The 15980-nt window shown below is 38.0% G+C and carries 17 protein-coding genes and 3 pseudogenes; 16 read left to right on the forward strand and 4 right to left on the reverse strand.

The window, feature by feature from the left end:
- Positions 1-447: pseudogene (locus HMPREF2813_RS00355) on the reverse strand (aminotransferase class V-fold PLP-dependent enzyme); the annotation flags it as partial.
- Positions 448-457: 10 nt separating this feature from the next.
- Here HMPREF2813_RS00355 and HMPREF2813_RS09865 point away from each other — a divergent pair.
- A pseudogene (locus HMPREF2813_RS09865) lies at positions 458-1428 on the forward strand (ATP-binding cassette domain-containing protein); the annotation flags it as partial.
- A gap of 27 nt (positions 1429-1455) precedes the next feature.
- Here the strand turns inward: HMPREF2813_RS09865 and can are convergent.
- A complete protein-coding gene (gene can / locus HMPREF2813_RS00370) occupies positions 1456-2145 on the reverse strand; it encodes a carbonate dehydratase (RefSeq protein ID WP_005631770.1) in 690 nt (229 codons plus the stop codon).
- Positions 2146-2220: 75 nt separating this feature from the next.
- Entirely contained in the window at positions 2221-3624 is a 1404-nt protein-coding gene (gene asnS, locus HMPREF2813_RS00375) for an asparagine--tRNA ligase (protein WP_005688162.1), read from the reverse strand.
- Positions 3625-3850: 226 nt separating this feature from the next.
- Here asnS and ribE point away from each other — a divergent pair, with 226 nt between their 5' ends.
- The 6 genes from ribE to dapB all read left to right on the forward strand — a co-directional run bounded on the left by ribE (position 3851) and on the right by dapB (position 7761).
- The gene (ribE, locus tag HMPREF2813_RS00380) at positions 3851-4324 is read left to right on the forward strand and encodes a 6,7-dimethyl-8-ribityllumazine synthase (RefSeq protein WP_005628657.1); all 474 of its coding nucleotides are present in this window, start codon (positions 3851-3853) and stop codon (positions 4322-4324) included.
- 3 nt (positions 4325-4327) lie between these two features.
- Entirely contained in the window at positions 4328-4762 is a 435-nt protein-coding gene (gene nusB, locus HMPREF2813_RS00385) for a transcription antitermination factor NusB (protein WP_012054398.1), read from the forward strand.
- A 66-nt stretch (positions 4763-4828) separates the two neighbouring features.
- Entirely contained in the window at positions 4829-5815 is a 987-nt protein-coding gene (thiL, locus tag HMPREF2813_RS00390; RefSeq protein ID WP_048946947.1) for a thiamine-phosphate kinase, read from the forward strand.
- Positions 5812-6303, forward strand: a complete 492-nt coding sequence (locus tag HMPREF2813_RS00395) for a phosphatidylglycerophosphatase A family protein (protein ID WP_005662499.1) — start codon at positions 5812-5814, stop codon at positions 6301-6303. The genes thiL and HMPREF2813_RS00395 overlap by 4 nt, the downstream gene beginning before the upstream one ends.
- Entirely contained in the window at positions 6303-6932 is a 630-nt protein-coding gene (locus HMPREF2813_RS00400; protein WP_005688168.1) for a LysE family transporter, read from the forward strand. Before HMPREF2813_RS00395 ends, HMPREF2813_RS00400 begins: the two co-directional genes overlap by 1 nt.
- A gap of 16 nt (positions 6933-6948) precedes the next feature.
- Positions 6949-7761 carry a 4-hydroxy-tetrahydrodipicolinate reductase gene (dapB, locus tag HMPREF2813_RS00405; RefSeq protein ID WP_014550801.1) on the forward strand — a complete coding sequence of 271 codons (813 nt, stop codon included), beginning with the start codon at positions 6949-6951 and terminating at the stop codon, positions 7759-7761.
- Here the strand turns inward: dapB and yfaE are convergent.
- Positions 7756-8004, reverse strand: coding sequence for a class I ribonucleotide reductase maintenance protein YfaE (yfaE, locus tag HMPREF2813_RS00410; RefSeq protein ID WP_005662492.1), 249 nt, complete (start codon positions 8002-8004; stop codon positions 7756-7758). The genes dapB and yfaE overlap by 6 nt on opposite strands.
- 45 nt (positions 8005-8049) lie before the next feature.
- Here yfaE and HMPREF2813_RS00415 point away from each other — a divergent pair, with 45 nt between their 5' ends.
- From HMPREF2813_RS00415 to HMPREF2813_RS00455, 9 genes and pseudogenes are all read left to right on the forward strand, one after another.
- On the forward strand, positions 8050-8790 hold the full coding sequence (locus HMPREF2813_RS00415) for a hypothetical protein (protein WP_005688170.1): 741 nt from the start codon (positions 8050-8052) through the stop codon (positions 8788-8790).
- A 148-nt stretch (positions 8791-8938) separates the two neighbouring features.
- Positions 8939-9928 carry a phenylalanine--tRNA ligase subunit alpha gene (pheS, locus tag HMPREF2813_RS00420; RefSeq protein WP_005688171.1) on the forward strand — a complete coding sequence of 330 codons (990 nt, stop codon included), beginning with the start codon at positions 8939-8941 and terminating at the stop codon, positions 9926-9928.
- A 33-nt stretch (positions 9929-9961) separates the two neighbouring features.
- Positions 9962-12349, forward strand: coding sequence for a phenylalanine--tRNA ligase subunit beta (pheT, locus tag HMPREF2813_RS00425; RefSeq protein WP_014550800.1), 2388 nt, complete (start codon positions 9962-9964; stop codon positions 12347-12349).
- Between the two features lies 1 nt (position 12350).
- Positions 12351-12641, forward strand: a complete 291-nt coding sequence (locus HMPREF2813_RS00430) for an integration host factor subunit alpha (protein ID WP_005652847.1) — start codon at positions 12351-12353, stop codon at positions 12639-12641.
- A 52-nt stretch (positions 12642-12693) separates the two neighbouring features.
- Positions 12694-13179 carry an NlpC/P60 family protein gene (locus tag HMPREF2813_RS00435; protein ID WP_005688175.1) on the forward strand — a complete coding sequence of 162 codons (486 nt, stop codon included), beginning with the start codon at positions 12694-12696 and terminating at the stop codon, positions 13177-13179.
- A gap of 65 nt (positions 13180-13244) precedes the next feature.
- Complete coding sequence (locus HMPREF2813_RS00440) at positions 13245-14198, forward strand: helix-turn-helix transcriptional regulator (protein WP_012054395.1); 954 nt, start codon at positions 13245-13247, stop codon at positions 14196-14198.
- A gap of 58 nt (positions 14199-14256) precedes the next feature.
- Positions 14257-14679, forward strand: a pseudogene (locus HMPREF2813_RS00445) (5' nucleotidase, NT5C type); the annotation flags it as partial.
- Positions 14680-14695: 16 nt separating this feature from the next.
- Positions 14696-15406 carry an SIR2 family NAD-dependent protein deacylase gene (locus HMPREF2813_RS00450; protein WP_005671438.1) on the forward strand — a complete coding sequence of 237 codons (711 nt, stop codon included), beginning with the start codon at positions 14696-14698 and terminating at the stop codon, positions 15404-15406.
- A 78-nt stretch (positions 15407-15484) separates the two neighbouring features.
- Complete coding sequence (locus HMPREF2813_RS00455) at positions 15485-15979, forward strand: opioid growth factor receptor-related protein (protein ID WP_005688182.1); 495 nt, start codon at positions 15485-15487, stop codon at positions 15977-15979.
- Position 15980: the final 1 nt, after the last annotated feature.

Consider the following 15980-nt stretch of genomic DNA (forward strand, 5'->3'; position numbering starts at 1 on the left):
ACGATAAGGCAATTCGGCAAAAGTAATACGATTATTTGACACACGATCAACCATTTTTCCACCAAAAAAGAGCGGTTGAAGTTGAGAAAGTGCGGTCAATTTTCCTGTTAAAACGCCAAGTCCATTTGGGCCATAAATTTTATGGGCAGAAAATGCGAGGAAATCTGCATCTAAATCTTGTAAATCGATTTTAATATGACTAATCGCTTGTGCAGCATCTACTAAAACCAACGCATGACTATGTATTCTAATAAGTTGAATTAGTCGTTTAATCGGCTGTTCTGTGCCAGTGACATTTGAAACAAAATTCAGCGCAACGAGTTTTGTTTTTTCAGAAAGGGCTGAAATCAGCGCATTTTCATCAATTAGCCAATTATCTAAAATCGGTAAAACTCGAATTTTTGCACCGCACTTTTTCGCCGTTTCATGCCAAGTGACAAAATTGGCAACTTGATGAACCAACCACTTGGATGTGGAAGCTATTGAATGGCTGGAAAATTTCTTACTGGATTTCCAAGGTAGCATTGTATTTATTTCCCATGACCGTTCTTTTATTCGCAAAATGGCAACACGCATTGTGGATTTAGATCGCGGTCAATTGCAGTCTTATCTAGGCAATTACGATTTATATTTAACCACGAAAGAAGAAAATCTACGCGTTGAAGCCTTGCAAAATGAATTATTTGATAAACGTCTTGCACAGGAAGAAGTATGGATTCGCCAAGGTATCAAGGCTCGCCGTACAAGAAATGAAGGGCGAGTGCGAGCATTAAAAGCGATGCGTGAGGAACGTCAGTTAAAGCCTTATCGGGGGGAGAACGAAATCGTTTATTACTCGCAAAATTATTACTCAAACCAAATAATTTATTGATTCTTGACGAACCAACCAATGACCTTGATGTAGAAACATTGGAGCTTTTAGAAGAAATTTTGACTGATTATCAAGGCACATTGTTAATTGTGAGCCATGACCGTCAATTTATCGATAATACTGCGACAGAATGTTATTTATTCGAAGGTAAAGGGCGTTTGAATAAGTATGTGGGAGGATTCTTTGATGCGAAACAGCAACAAGCCAATTTCTGGGCAAGCAAAGCAGCAGAAGAACAGGCTAAAGTGAAGAAAACTGAACCACTAAAAGAAGAAAGTGCGGTGAAAAACGACCGCACTTCTAAGCCTAAATCAGTGAAACTTTCTTATAAAGAACAACGTGAGCTAGAACAACTTCCACAACTTTTGGAAGAATTAGAAACTAAAATCACCGTACTTCAAGCTGAAATAGCCGATCCTGCATTTTTCCAACAGGCTCATGATATTACTGACGCTAAATTAAAAGAATTGGCGGATACTGAAGCCGAATTAGAAACAGCATTTTTACGCTGGGAAGAATTGGAAGAAAAGAAAAATTTGGCTGACGGTAAAGCTTAAAAAAATAACGCCCGAAAGGGCGTTTTTTTATGTATTTTCAAGATGATCTTTTTTCAAAATATTTTCTTCATCAAGTATTGATAAACGAGCGATAGCGTTTCGATAAGAAATTTCAAGAGTTTCTCTACTGGTTGCCATTACGCCTTGATCTACTAAAAATCCATCATTTACGTCATATACCCAGCCGTGCAATGAGAGTTTTTGTCCGCGTTCCCAAGCACTTTTTACAATAGAAGTTCGACCAAGATTGTAAACCTGTTCCGCTACGTTAATTTTCGTCAGCATATCGGCACGTTTTTCTGGAGAAAGTTTACCGAGAAGATGACCGTGTTTAAACCAAATATCACGAATATGAAGGAGCCAGTTGTTGATAAGCCCTAAATCTTTATCTGCCATAGCAGCGTGAATTCCCCCGCAGTTGGTGTGACCACAGATAATAATATGTTCAATTTTAAGCACATCGACGGCATATTGCACAACAGAAAGGCAATTAAAATCTGTGTGAATTACTTGGTTAGCAACATTACGGTGAACAAATAATTCACCTGGTTCAAGATTCGTCAATTTTTCAGCAGGCACACGGCTATCAGAGCAACCAATCCAAAGGTAATGTGGCGTTTGATGATCCGCAAGTTCTTTGAAGTAAGTAGAGTTTTCTTCTTTCATTCTTTGCGCCCAGCTGTAATTGTTGGCAAAGAGTTGTTTAATTTTATCCATTTTACTTTCCTTAAAATTCTTAAAAAATTAACCGCACTTTGGCGTAAGTGCGGTTAATATTAAAGTTAAATTGAATTAGAAATTCGCATTTCTTGGCGCACGTGGGAATGGAATTACATCACGAATATTTTGCACGCCAGTTACATAGACGATTAAGCGTTCAAAACCAAGACCAAAACCAGAATGTGGTACGGTACCATATTTGCGAAGATCACGATACCACCAGTAATCTTCAGGATTTAATCCCATTTCTTCCATGCGTTTATCAAGCACGTCTAAACGTTCTTCACGTTGTGAACCACCGATGATTTCACCAATTCCAGGTGCTAACACATCCATTGCTGCCACAGTTTTTCCATCATCATTTAAACGCATATAGAATGCTTTAATGTCTTTTGGATAGTTTTTCACCACAACTGGTGATTTGAAATATTCTTCCGCTAAGAAACGTTCGTGTTCAGAAGAAAGATCGATACCCCAAGAAACAGGGAATTCAAATTTTTTACCAGATTTTAATAACACATCAATGGCATCGGTATAGTCAATTTGTGCAAAATCTGAGTTTACAAAGTTTTCTAAACGAGTAATAACATCTTTATCTACATGTTTTTCAAAGAATTGTAAGTCATCTTTACGCTCTGCTAATACTGCACGGAATACGTATTTCAACATATCTTCTGCAAGTTTTGCGTTATCCGCTAAGGTTGCAAATGCAACTTCAGGTTCAACCATCCAGAATTCAGCTAAGTGACGGGTAGTATTCGAGTTTTCTGCACGGAATGTTGGGCCGAAAGTATAAATTTTGCTTAATGCACAAGCGTAGGTTTCGCCGTTTAACTGACCTGAAACCGTTAAAAATGATTCTTTACCGAAGAAATCTTGGCTGAAATCCACTTTTCCATTTTCACCACGAGGAAGATTTTCTAAATCAAGTGTAGAAACACGGAACATTTCACCCGCACCTTCAGTGTCTGATGCAGTAATTAATGGGGTTGCCACCCAGTAGAAACCTTGCTCATGGAAGAAACGGTGAATTGCTTGAGACAAGCAATGACGAACACGCGCGACCGCACCAATAATATTGGTACGAGGGCGTAAGTGAGCTACTTCGCGTAAATATTCGATAGAGTGGCGTTTTGCTGCCATTGGGTAAGTATCTGGATCTTCAACAAACCCTGTCACTTCCACTTTTTCTGCTTGTAATTCAACCGCTTGTCCTTCAGAAGGTGATTCAACGACTTTACCAGTTACAATCACAGAACAGCCTGTTGTTAAACGTAAAATTTCGCTTTCGTAATTTTTAATATCGTTATTAATAATTGCTTGAATTGGATCAAAGCAAGAACCGTCATAAACCGCTAAGAAAGATAAGCCTGCTTTAGAATCGCGACGGGTACGAACCCAACCACGCACAGTGACGGTTTCACCAATCGCCACTTTCCCTTGTAATACATCAACAATTGATGCCACTTTAGACATATTAAACCTCTGTAACTGAATGTAATTCACATAAAATTGCCGATAGTTTACCTTAATAAAGGAAATTTTCCATAAAAATATAGTGTTGGTGCGGGTTATGAACAATAAAATAGCCTTAAAAATGAGCCCTAAATAAAATAGGGTAAAGCCTTATTAATATTGAATATACGCGATTTTATGTTAAAATCTCGGGCCAAATCATTATGGCTAATATATAGGAAAAAATATGAAAGTTTTAGAAGGCTCAGTCGCAGCACCTAATGCAAAAGTTGCAGTAGCAATTGCTCGTTTTAACAGTTTTATTAATGAAAGTTTATTAGAAGGCGCAATTGATGCATTAAAACGTATCGGCCAAGTGAAAGATGAAAATATCACTATCGTGCGTGCCCCGGGTGCGTATGAGTTGCCATTAGTTGCTCGTCGTTTAGCTGAAAGTAAAAAATTTGATGCGATTGTGGCATTAGGTACAGTTATCCGTGGTGGTACAGCACATTTTGAATATGTAGCAGGGGAAGCAAGCAGCGGTTTAGGAAAAGTTGCAATGGATGCTGAAATCCCCGTCGCTTTTGGGGTATTAACCACAGAAAATATTGAACAAGCGATTGAACGTGCTGGTACTAAAGCAGGAAATAAAGGTGCAGAAGCAGCCTTAACCGCACTTGAAATGGTTAATCTTATTCAACAAATTGATGCGGCATAAATCATGACAGAACAAAAACAAGTGAAAAAGCCTTCTGCTCGTCGTCGTGCGCGTGAATGTACCGTTCAAGCCTTGTATTCTTGGGCCGTATCTGGCAATACTGCAGAACAAGTGGAATTAGCCTTTGTGTTAGATCAAGATATGGATGGGGTAGATAAACCTTACTTCCGTAAATTATTTCGTCAAACAATAGAAAATATTGAAACCGTTGATTTTTCAATTTCGCCTTATATTGACCGCACTTTTGATGAGCTTGATCCTATTGAAACGGCAATTTTACGTTTGGCCGTTTATGAATTGCGCTTCGAGTTAGATGTGCCATATAAAGTGGTTATCAATGAAGCGATTGAAGTGGCAAAAGTATTCGGTGCAGATGAAAGCCATAAATATATCAATGGCGTACTTGATAAAATCGCACCAGCATTAGGGCGTAAATAATCCTTTTAAACTGAGAATGGCGCGCGTTTTTAACGCGTGCCTTTTCTTTTATAAGATAGGTGAAAAATGGCAATGGGTGAATTTGATTTAATTAAACGATATTTTCAGCAACAAATATTAGTTGATGATTCCGTTCAATTATCTATTGGCGATGATTGTGCGATGGTTTCCGTGCCAAAGAATTATCAGCTTGCCATTACGACGGATACAATGGTAGAAAATACGCATTTTTTACCAACTATTTCACCTGAGGACTTGGCTTATAAGGCGGTTGCAACAAATTTAAGTGATCTTGCTGCAATGGGGGCACAGCCAAAATGGGTTTCATTGGCATTAACTTTGCCAAATGTAGATGAAAATTGGATTTCAACATTTAGCCAAAGTTTATTACACAGGTTAAAACAATACAACGTCACATTAATTGGTGGCGATACTACAAAAGGTAATTTGTCTATTACGATTACGGCACAAGGTTTTGTCGAAAAAAACAAAGGAATTTGTCGGCATAAAGCGCAAGTTGGTGATTTAATTTATGTTTCAGGCACTTTAGGCGATAGCGCGGCAGGTTTAACACAAATTTTATTGGGCAAAAGTGCGGTTGATTCTGATGATGTTTTTTTGCAACAACGACATCTTAGACCCACACCTAGAATTGAACTTGGGCGGGCGTTAATTGATATTGCTCATGCTGCCATTGATCTTTCCGATGGGCTAATATCTGATTTAGGGCATATTCTTGAACGAAGTCAATGTAGTGCTGAAGTTGAACTGACTGCATTACCTCTTTCATCATCGATTTTAAATAAATATGATCGCACTCAAGCGGAACAATTTGCCTTAAGTGGTGGCGAAGACTATGAACTTTGTTTTACTATACCGCCCAAATCTAAAGATGAATTAGAATTACGCTTGAAAAAACTGAACGTGCCTTGTACTTGCATTGGTAAAATCACTGAAAAGTGCGGTGACTTTTCACCCCGTTTTTTACGGGATGGAAAACCTGTGAATATAACTTTTTCAAGCGGTTTCGATCATTTTAAGGAATCAAAATGACAGAAAATAATCCTCTTAAAAAAATCTCTCTTTTAAATCCTATTCATTTATTTGCCGTTGGTTTTGGCTCGGGTTTAATTTATCCAGCACCCGGCACTTGGGGGAGCTTAGCTGGAACAATTTTAGGTGTGATTTTACTTTCCTTATTAGGCGTAAAAATCTTTTTAATTTTCACCGCACTTTGTTTTTTACTCGGTTGCTACCTTTGCCAAAAAACTACTGCAGATATGGGCGTACACGATCATGGTTCTATCGTCTGGGATGAATTTGTCGGTGTATTTATTGTATTAGCAGCGATACCGTCATTATCTTGGCAATGGATTTTGGTTGCTTTTGCGTTATTCCGCTTTTTTGATATTTTAAAACCGTTTCCAATTCGTTATTTTGACGAAAAACTCGAAAGTGGTTTTGGCATTATGGTCGATGATGTATTAGCAGCAATTTATGCGGTGATTGTTGTATTTGCTATTCAGTATTGGATGTTGTGATGCTAAATTTAATCATTGTGCATTTATTTGGATTAATGACGCCAGGGCCTGATTTCTTCTATGTAAGTCGGATGGCGGCAAGTAACTCTCGTCGTAATACAGTTTGTGGCATTTTAGGCATAACGCTTGGTATCGCTTTTTGGGGAATGCTTTCTATGTTGGGATTAGCGGTGTTGTTCGTTACCATTCCAGCATTACATGGCGTTATTATGTTGCTAGGCGGTAGTTACTTAGCATATCTTGGCTTTTTAATGGCTCGCAGCAAAAAATACGCTCAATTTGAACCGCACTCTGATACTAAATTTAATCAGCAAACCACGATTAAAAAAGAAATTTTGAAAGGGCTTTTAGTGAATTTATCCAATGCAAAAGTCGTGGTGTATTTTAGTAGCGTGATGTCGCTTGTCTTAGTAAATATCACTGAAATGTGGCAAATTATCTTGGCTTTTGCAGTGATTGTGGTAGAAACATTTTGTTATTTTTATGTGATTTCATTGATTTTTTCACGTAATATTGCCAAGCGTTTATACAGTCAATACAGCCGTTATATTGATAATATGGCGGGTATTGTATTTTTATTTTTTGGTTGTGTGCTTCTCTATAATGGCATCAACGAAATAATTCATTAATAGAAAAGGAAGTAACATGACATTAAAAATTGCAATCGCTGGTGCTGGCGGAAGAATGGGGTGCCAATTAATTCAAGCGGTTCATTCTGCGGAAGGCGTAGAACTAGGTGCGGCTTTTGAACGCAAAGGATCATCTTTAGTTGGGACGGATGCGGGAGAATTGGCAGGAATTGGTCATCTTGGCGTTGCAGTTTCAGACGATCTTGAAAGCCAAAAAGATAAATTCGATTTATTAATCGATTTTACCCGACCAGAAGGCTCCCTTGAACATATTGCATTTTGTGTAGCGAATAATAAAAAAATGGTGATCGGTACAACGGGTTTTGATGAAAATGGTAAAACGGCGATTAAAGCAGCTTCAGATAAAATTGCTATTGTGTTTGCATCAAATTTCAGTGTTGGCGTGAATTTAGTCTTCAAGCTTTTAGAAAAAGCGGCAAAAGTGATGGGGGATTATTGCGATATTGAAGTGATCGAAGCTCATCACCGTCATAAAGTTGATGCGCCATCTGGCACCGCACTTTCTATGGGCGAACATATCGCAAAAACCTTAGGTCGCGATTTAAAAACTCACGGAGTCTTCTGCCGTGAAGGAATTACAGGAGAACGTAAACGCGATGAAATTGGTTTTTCAACTATTCGCGCTTCGGATGTGGTGGGGGAACACACGGTTTGGTTTGCAGATATTGGTGAACGTGTAGAAATTTCCCATAAAGCATCAAGCCGAATGACTTTCGCTAATGGTGCAGTGCGTGCTGGTAAATGGTTAGAAAATAAGGCGAATGGCTTATTTGATATGACCGATGTATTAGATTTAAATAATTTATAAATCAATTTCAAGGTCACTTTCTACGTGACAGCAACATAATAAAATCTCATCAGGTTGAATAAAGGCAAGAGGCATTTCTTTATAAGACACCTTGCCTTTTTTGATCTTAACGCGACAAGAACCACAATAGCCACTACGGCATTGATATTCGTGATGAATATTATTTTTCTCGAGATGATCAAGTAAACTTGTTTCATTATTGAATTCTAATGTGGTGTTATGGCGGATAAGGTGGATTTTCATAATAACGATATGTTGTAATTTGTCGTGCCATTATATAAGGAAAAGATGAAATTATTGATAAAAACTTCACTTAGTCAGTGGATTTGCTTGAATTTTGCCAAAATTCCTATTTTTAAAATGCTATGTTTTATAACCGCACTTTTTATCACGGCTTGTAGTTCTATTAGCAAAGAACCAGTGAAGACAGTGGATATTTATATTAAACCTTATTATTCTGCTGAAAATGGAAAAGCAGAAAATGTATTTGTACATAAAGAAATTGATCCTATGCTACGTGAAAATACGTTAAAAGGTTATAAAAGTGCGGTGAAATTTGTAGAAGAAAATCCAGCTCGCATTTCACCAATGACAATGTTTACCTTAGCCGCTCGGGCTTACGATTTTGGCTTAAGAGATGAAGCGGTTACTTGGTTTTATCGTGGACAAAACCGTTTGATTACCGCACTTTATGTGTTGGAATTACCAAAACAAACGGTGCAGGATAATACAGGGTTCAGCCATGTTGTAGGGCAGTTTGTTAATGCTTATGCGTTTTGTGATTTTGATAAACAAAGTCGTGCTGCCGAAAATGCGGTGAAATGGACAATTGCACATCCTTATGAAGTGATTTTCTTACCAGCATTACCCGCAAAATTTGCAGATCGTCAAAAAGCGTTAAAAGAAGCAGAAGAAAAATTAGTTCAACGTTTACAGGAACAAGCCCGTTTTTTTGCTAATCCAAAAAATAAAGAAAAATGGCAAAAAGAGCGGTCAGAAAATTTTGTGAATGAACGATTTTGTTGGTAACAAGAAAAAATGGAATAGCGAATACGTTATTCCATTTTTATTTTTGATAAGCCAATGATTTTTCGCATTATTCTTTTACTTTTTAAGGACTTGGTATTATCATTACTCGGTTTTTTATTTTATAGAGAAAAGAGAAGCAGGGGAAACGATGCAACATCTGAACGAGCTTATTGAGAAAGCGAAATTAGCGATTGAATCCATTCAGGATAGAAGTTTAACGGCTTTGGATGAAATCCGTGTCGAATATTTTGGTAAGAAAGGGCATTTTACGCAATTAATGCAAGAATTGCGTAACGTGTCAGCGGAAGAACGTCCTGCGATGGGCGCAAAAATTAACGAAGCAAAACAAGCTGCGTTAGAATTTTTAAATGCAAAAAAAACGGAGTGGGAACAGGCTGAACTTAACGCAAAATTAGAAAAAGAACGTGTAGATGTCAGTTTACCAGGTCGCAAAGTTGAAACAGGTGGCTTACACCCAGTTACCATGACGATTAATCGTGTAACAAAATTTTTCTCAGAACTTGGCTTTTCAGTTGAAAATGGCCCTGAAATTGAAAGTGATTATTACAACTTCGATGCGTTAAATATTCCTAAACATCACCCAGCACGTGCCGATCACGATACTTTCTGGTTTAATCCAGAATTATTACTTCGTACTCAAACTTCTGGCGTGCAAATTCGTACTATGGAAAAAATGCAGCCACCAATTCGCATTATGGCACCAGGACGTGTATATCGTAATGACTACGATCAAACGCATACGCCAATGTTCCACCAAATTGAACTACTTTATGTGGATAAAAAAGCAAATTTCACCGAATTGAAAGGTTTATTGCACGATTTCTTACGCGCTTTCTTTGAAGAAGATTTACAAGTGCGTTTCCGTCCATCTTATTTCCCATTCACAGAGCCTTCAGCGGAAGTGGATGTGATGGGTAAAAACGGTAAATGGTTAGAAGTGTTGGGCTGCGGTATGGTGCACCCAAATGTGTTGCGTAACGTTGGTATTGATCCGAATGAATATTCTGGTTTTGCAGTGGGGATGGGCGTTGAGCGTTTAACAATGTTACGTTATAACGTAACAGATTTACGTTCGTTCTTTGAAAACGACTTACGTTTCTTAAAACAATTTAAGTAATTTCTCGGATTTGAATTAAAAGGATAACAACAAATGAAATTTAGTGAACAGTGGGTAAGAGAATGGGTGAACCCTGCGGTGTCCACCGAGCAATTATGCGAGCAAATTACCATGCTTGGCTTAGAAGTAGATGGCGTGGAAAGCGTTGCGGGTACATTTAATGGTGTCGTTGTTGGTGAAGTGGTGGAATGTGCACAACATCCAGATGCAGATAAATTACGTGTAACTAAAGTGAACGTAGGTGGCGATCGTTTATTGGATATTGTGTGCGGTGCACCAAATTGTCGTCAAGGCTTAAAAGTGGCTTGCGCAACAGAAGGTGCGGTATTACCTGGCGATTTCAAAATTAAGAAAACTAAATTACGTGGTCAGCCATCAGAAGGAATGCTTTGTTCATTTTCTGAATTAGGTATTGATGTTGAAGCGGATGGTATTATTGAATTGCCACTTGATGCACCAATTGGTACTGATTTACGTGAATATTTAGCTTTAGATGATAATGCCATCGAAATTAGCTTAACGCCAAACCGTGCGGATTGTTTGAGCATCGCAGGTATTGCGCGTGAAATTGGTGTGGTAAATAAACAACTCGTAAATCAACCGCACTTTGAAGCAGTGCCAGCAACAATTTCTGATAAAGTTCAAATTGATTTACAAGCACCAGAAGCTTGCCCGCGTTATTTATTACGTGTGATAAAGAACGCCAATGTAAAAGCACCATCGCCAATGTGGATGCAAGAAAAATTGCGTCGCTGTGGTATTCGTTCTATCGATCCTATTGTCGATATTACTAACTATATTTTGCTTGAGCTTGGTCAGCCAATGCACGCGTTTGATGCAGCTAAAGTTACACAACCTGTTCAAGTTCGCTTAGCGAAAGAGGGGGAAGAATTAGTATTATTAGATGGCTCAACCGCAAAACTTCAATCAAATACGTTATTAATTGCCGACCAAAATGGGCCTTTAGCAATGGCAGGGATCTTTGGTGGTGCTGAAAGTGGCGTGAATAGTGAAACGAAAGATGTGATTTTAGAATCCGCATTTTTCGCTCCATTAGCGATTGCAGGCCGTGCAAGACAATATGGTTTACATACTGATGCATCGCACCGTTTTGAACGTGGTGTGGATTTTGAATTAGCGCGTAAAGCAATGGAACGAGCAACCGCATTATTACTTGAAATCTGTGGTGGTGAAGCGGGTGAGATTTGTGAAGCAAGCAGTGAAACTCATCTTCCTAAAGTCAATACAGTTCAACTTCGCCGTAGTAAATTAGATGCACTTTTAGGTCATCATATTGAAATAGGAAGCGTAACGGAAATTTTCCACCGTCTTGGTTTTGATGTTACTTATGCAAATGATATTTGGACGGTAACTTCTGCAAGCTGGCGTTTTGATATTGAAATCGAAGAAGATTTAATTGAAGAAGTGGCGCGTATTTATGGTTATAACAGCATTCCAAACAATGCACCATTAGCGCATCTCCGCATGCGTGAGCACAAAGAATCTGATTTAGATTTAGCTCGAATTAAGACCGCACTTGTGGATGCAGATTATCAAGAAGCTATTACTTATAGCTTTGTGGATCCAAAAATTCAAAGTTTATTACATCCACAGCAAGAAGCACTTATATTGCCAAACCCAATTTCTGTGGAAATGTCCGCAATGCGTGTGTCTTTAATGAGTGGTTTATTAGGTGCAGTGCTTTATAACCAAAATCGCCAACAATCTCGCGTTCGTTTATTTGAAACTGGATTGCGTTTTGTGCCAGATGCCAATGCTGAATTTGGCGTGCGTCAAGAATTTGTTTTAAGTGCGGTGATTACTGGAACGGCAAAATCTGAACATTGGGCAGGTAAAGCAGAATCTGTAGATTTCTTTGATCTTAAAGGCGATTTAGAATCAGTACTTTCTTTAACAGAAGGTGGTAATAGAGTTCGTTTTGTTGCAAAACAATTTGATGCATTACATCCTGGTCAATCTGCTGCTATTGAATTAGATAGTCAAGAAATTGGTTTTATTGGTGCAATTCATCCATCTATTAGCCAAAAACTTGGCTTAAATGGCAAAACTTTTGTATTTGAAATTCTTTGGAATGCAATTGCGGCACGTAATGTGGTGCAAGCAAAAGAAATTTCTAAATTCCCAGCAAACCGTCGTGATTTAGCTTTAGTCGTCGCGGATAGCGTACCAGCAGGGGAATTAATCGCAGCATGTAAACAAGCAGGTGGCGAAAAATTGGTGCAAGTGAACTTGTTCGATGTATATCAAGGTGTGGGCGTCGCTGAAGGCTATAAGAGTTTAGCGATTAGCTTAACAGTCCAAGATAATGAAAAAACACTTGAAGATGAAGAAATTAATGCAGTGATTTCAGCAGTATTAGCGGAGGTAAAACAACGCTTTAATGCTGAATTAAGGGATTAATATGGCTACGATAACTAAACTTGATATTATTGAATATTTAAGCGATAAATATCACTTATCTAAACAAGATACGAAAAATGTAGTGGAGAACTTTTTGGAAGAGATCCGCTTATCGCTAGAATCTGGTCAAGATGTGAAATTATCAGGATTTGGTAATTTTGAACTACGTGATAAGTCATCTCGCCCAGGGCGTAACCCAAAAACAGGTGATGTTGTGCCAGTTTCTGCTCGCCGAGTAGTGACATTTAAACCTGGGCAAAAGTTACGTGCCCGTGTAGAAAAAACTAAATAGTAAGCAACAAAAAGTGCGGTGAATTTCTACCGCACTTTTCATATGAAAAGGTATGAAAGTATATAAATTATTTTTAATCGCTACTGCCTCGCTGTTTTTATTCGCTTGTTCCAGTTTTCAAAACGATGATTATGCGATGAACTATAAAGGTCAAATCGGCGATCCTATTATGGCTATAGCCATGTTGAGCGAACAACAACATGAATGGGCAGGTACACCTTATGTGCTCGGCGGTGTTTCACGCCGTGGGGTAGATTGTTCTGGTTTTGTGCAGAAAACTTTCTTCGATCGTTTTAATCTTCGTTTGCCTAGAAGCACTGTTGAACAAGCTAATTATGGTAAACATGTACGCAAAGAAGATATTCAAACTGGCGATTTAATTTTCTTTAAAACTGGCCGAGGCCCTAATGGTTATCATGTGGGGATTTATGTAAAAGAAGATAAATTCCTTCATGCTTCCACCAGAGGGGGAGTCGTCTATTCTTCAATGAATAACCCTTATTGGTCAAAAGCCTTCTGGCAAGTCAGACGGATTTAGAAAATATAATGCTGGAATTTTCCAGCATTTTTTATAATGATTTTTTTCAAATTTGGGAGATAAAAATGCCCTCAAACTTAACCGCACTTCAAATTCAACTTGAAATTTTACGCCTTATTCCAAAAACTCGTTTTATTACCGCAGAAGAAATCTTACAAAAACTTGCTGATATTGGCGTTCAACGTGATATTCGTTCAATCCAACGCCAGCTAGAAAGTTTGTCTCAACAGTTTGAAATTGAGCGAGATATGCGTGATAAACCTTATGGATATCGATGGAAATCAAATGCTAAAGGCTTGGATTTACCGATTTTAAATGAACAGCAATCACTTGTGCTTATGCTTGCTAAACAATATCTCAATGGCATTTTGCCTTCTAGCATTATGAACTCAATGGAGGCGTTCTTTCAACAGGCCGAATATAATTTGGTTTATGACAGCCATAAAAAATCAGGGGCAGAATGGCTTAATAAAGTTGCTATTGCCCCAACTAGTCAGCCGTTATTACCTGCCAAAATCAATCCAGAAATTTTTTCTCAAATTAGTACCGCACTTTATCAAAATCGATTTTTGCAGGTGCATTATCGGAGTATTCACGGTAAAGAACATAAGGCACAGGTCAAGCCATTGGCTTTGGTTCAACAAGGACCAAGTAGCTATTTAGTCGCACAATATGAGAATGGCGATATTTTACACCTTGCTTTGCATCGCTTGCTTAAGGTAACAGTGAGTACAATGATATTTGAACGCCCTGATTTTAATTTGAAATCTTATGTAGAAAGCCAAAAGTTTGGTTTTACCTATGGTCGAAAAATTCGATTAACTTTCCGCATTAATAAAGATATTGGTGGCTTTTTAACAGAAACACCATTATCAATGGATCAAACAGTAAAAGATTGTGGCACTGAATATGAAATTTCCGCTACCGTGATTAAGAGTGCTATGCTGGAATGGTGGATAGCCCATTTTGGTGAAGATTACCAAGAAATTGACCGCACTTATTTAGACGAAAATGCCTAACGACATAAATTGTCGCTTCATCTTTTATCATTAAGCCATCAACAGAGAGGACATTAAAATGAAGAAAATTGTTTATATTGATATGGATAATGTGATGGTTGATTTTCCGTCTGGTATTGCAAAATTAGATGAGAAAACCAAGCAAGAGTACGAAGGTCGATATGATGAAGTAGAGGGTATTTTTAGCTTAATGGAGCCAATGCCTAATGCGATTTCTGCTGTGCATAAATTGATGAAAAAATATCATATTTATGTGCTTTCTACTGCGCCTTGGCATAATCCATCCGTTTGGAGTGATAAAGTAAAATGGATTCAACATTATTTCGGTGAAGAAAAAGGTTCAGCCTTATACAAACGATTGATTTTATCCCATCATAAAAATCTCAACCAAGGCAATTATTTAATTGATGATCGCACTAAAAATGGAGCTGGTAAATTTCAAGGTGAACATGTTCATTTTGGTACAGAACAGTTTGCTAATAAAAGGAGCCTGAAAAATGACAGAGAAAAATAAACCAATTTGCGTGGTATTAACGGGAGCTGGAATTAGTGCCGAAAGTGGTATTCCTACTTTTAGAGCTGAAGATGGATTGTGGGCAGGGCATAAAGTAGAAGAAGTTTGCACGCCCGAAGCCTTGCAAAAGAACCGTGCGAAAGTGCTTGATTTCTATAACCAACGCCGTAAAAATGCGGCAGCAGCTAAGCCAAACGCTGCGCATCTCGCCTTAGTTGAACTAGAAAAAGCCTATGATGTAAGAATCATCACGCAAAATGTGGATGATTTACATGAACGTGCCGGCAGCTCGAAGGTGTTGCATTTACACGGTGAATTAAATAAAGCTCGCAGTAGCTTTGATGAAAGTTATATTGTGGATTGTTTTGGTGATCAGAAATTAGAAGATAAAGATCCAAATGGACACCCAATGCGCCCTTACATCGTCTTTTTTGGTGAAATGGTGCCGATGTTAGAACGAGCGGTTGATATTGTGGAACAAGCAGATGTTGTGTTAGTGATTGGTACTTCATTACAAGTTTATCCAGCCAACGGCTTAGTCAATGAAGCTCCAAGAAAAGCGCCAATTTATCTGATTGATCCTAACCCAAATACAGGCTTTGTTCGTAAGCAAGTTATTGCAATAAAAGAGAAAGCAGGCGAGGGTGTGCCGAAAGTGGTGGCAGAGTTATTAGAGAACACCAAAAACTCATAGAAAAATGACCGCACTTTTCACATAAATAGCGAGTTTTATATCACTATACTGTATGACTGATGAATTAATGAGAAACGTATGCATCCAGTAATTGAATTTTATTTAGAACAAAGAAAAAGCCAACATAATTTATCTTTGCAAGATATGCGGGCAATGCCAAAAAGAATGATTGGCGATGCTTATTTTTATATTCCTTGGCTTTTACCTGTTACTGAAAGTTCCAAATGGAATCGTTCAGTACCGGTTTTTAACGAAGAAGACCTGGCTATTTTTATTGGAGATGAAGCAATTCAAAATAAATATTTACATTCTATTGATATTATTCTGGATTACTTCTGTTTATATCGTGAAGATAATAAAATATTCCCTAAACCTGAATTAACTGAACGTAAAGTTTGGCTACGCAATATTGGGCATGAAAGTAAGAAGATTTCCCGCATCATTCGTAGTTTAAATTATTGCGGTCATACTGAGTTGGCTAAAAGTTTACAGCAACTGGCAATAAAATTAGGTCAAGAAAAAGGCGTAATTCAAGAAGAAACCATAGGGATTTGGACAAATCTACTTAAATAAT

It is taken from the genome of Haemophilus sp. HMSC066A11 (assembly GCF_001811665.1).
GTDB lineage: Bacteria > Pseudomonadota > Gammaproteobacteria > Enterobacterales > Pasteurellaceae > Haemophilus > Haemophilus influenzae.

Bases quoted from the DNA above. Each gene is read 5' to 3' on its own strand.
- asnS (WP_005688162.1), bottom strand. From the start codon at position 3,624: ATGTCTAAAGTGGCATCAATTGTTGATGTATTACAAGGGAAAGTGGCG.
- thiL (WP_048946947.1), top strand. From the start codon at position 4,829: ATGGCAATGGGTGAATTTGATTTAATTAAACGATATTTTCAGCAACAA.
- ribE (WP_005628657.1), top strand. From the start codon at position 3,851: ATGAAAGTTTTAGAAGGCTCAGTCGCAGCACCTAATGCAAAAGTTGCA.
- yfaE (WP_005662492.1), bottom strand. From the start codon at position 8,004: ATGAAAATCCACCTTATCCGCCATAACACCACATTAGAATTCAATAAT.
- pheT (WP_014550800.1), top strand. From the start codon at position 9,962: ATGAAATTTAGTGAACAGTGGGTAAGAGAATGGGTGAACCCTGCGGTG.
- dapB (WP_014550801.1), top strand. From the start codon at position 6,949: ATGACATTAAAAATTGCAATCGCTGGTGCTGGCGGAAGAATGGGGTGC.
- pheS (WP_005688171.1), top strand. From the start codon at position 8,939: ATGCAACATCTGAACGAGCTTATTGAGAAAGCGAAATTAGCGATTGAA.
- HMPREF2813_RS00435 (WP_005688175.1), top strand. From the start codon at position 12,694: ATGAAAGTATATAAATTATTTTTAATCGCTACTGCCTCGCTGTTTTTA.
- HMPREF2813_RS00440 (WP_012054395.1), top strand. From the start codon at position 13,245: ATGCCCTCAAACTTAACCGCACTTCAAATTCAACTTGAAATTTTACGC.
- HMPREF2813_RS00400 (WP_005688168.1), top strand. From the start codon at position 6,303: ATGCTAAATTTAATCATTGTGCATTTATTTGGATTAATGACGCCAGGG.
- HMPREF2813_RS00450 (WP_005671438.1), top strand. From the start codon at position 14,696: ATGACAGAGAAAAATAAACCAATTTGCGTGGTATTAACGGGAGCTGGA.
- HMPREF2813_RS00455 (WP_005688182.1), top strand. From the start codon at position 15,485: ATGCATCCAGTAATTGAATTTTATTTAGAACAAAGAAAAAGCCAACAT.
- can (WP_005631770.1), bottom strand. From the start codon at position 2,145: ATGGATAAAATTAAACAACTCTTTGCCAACAATTACAGCTGGGCGCAA.
- HMPREF2813_RS00395 (WP_005662499.1), top strand. From the start codon at position 5,812: ATGACAGAAAATAATCCTCTTAAAAAAATCTCTCTTTTAAATCCTATT.
- HMPREF2813_RS00430 (WP_005652847.1), top strand. From the start codon at position 12,351: ATGGCTACGATAACTAAACTTGATATTATTGAATATTTAAGCGATAAA.
- nusB (WP_012054398.1), top strand. From the start codon at position 4,328: ATGACAGAACAAAAACAAGTGAAAAAGCCTTCTGCTCGTCGTCGTGCG.
- HMPREF2813_RS00415 (WP_005688170.1), top strand. From the start codon at position 8,050: ATGAAATTATTGATAAAAACTTCACTTAGTCAGTGGATTTGCTTGAAT.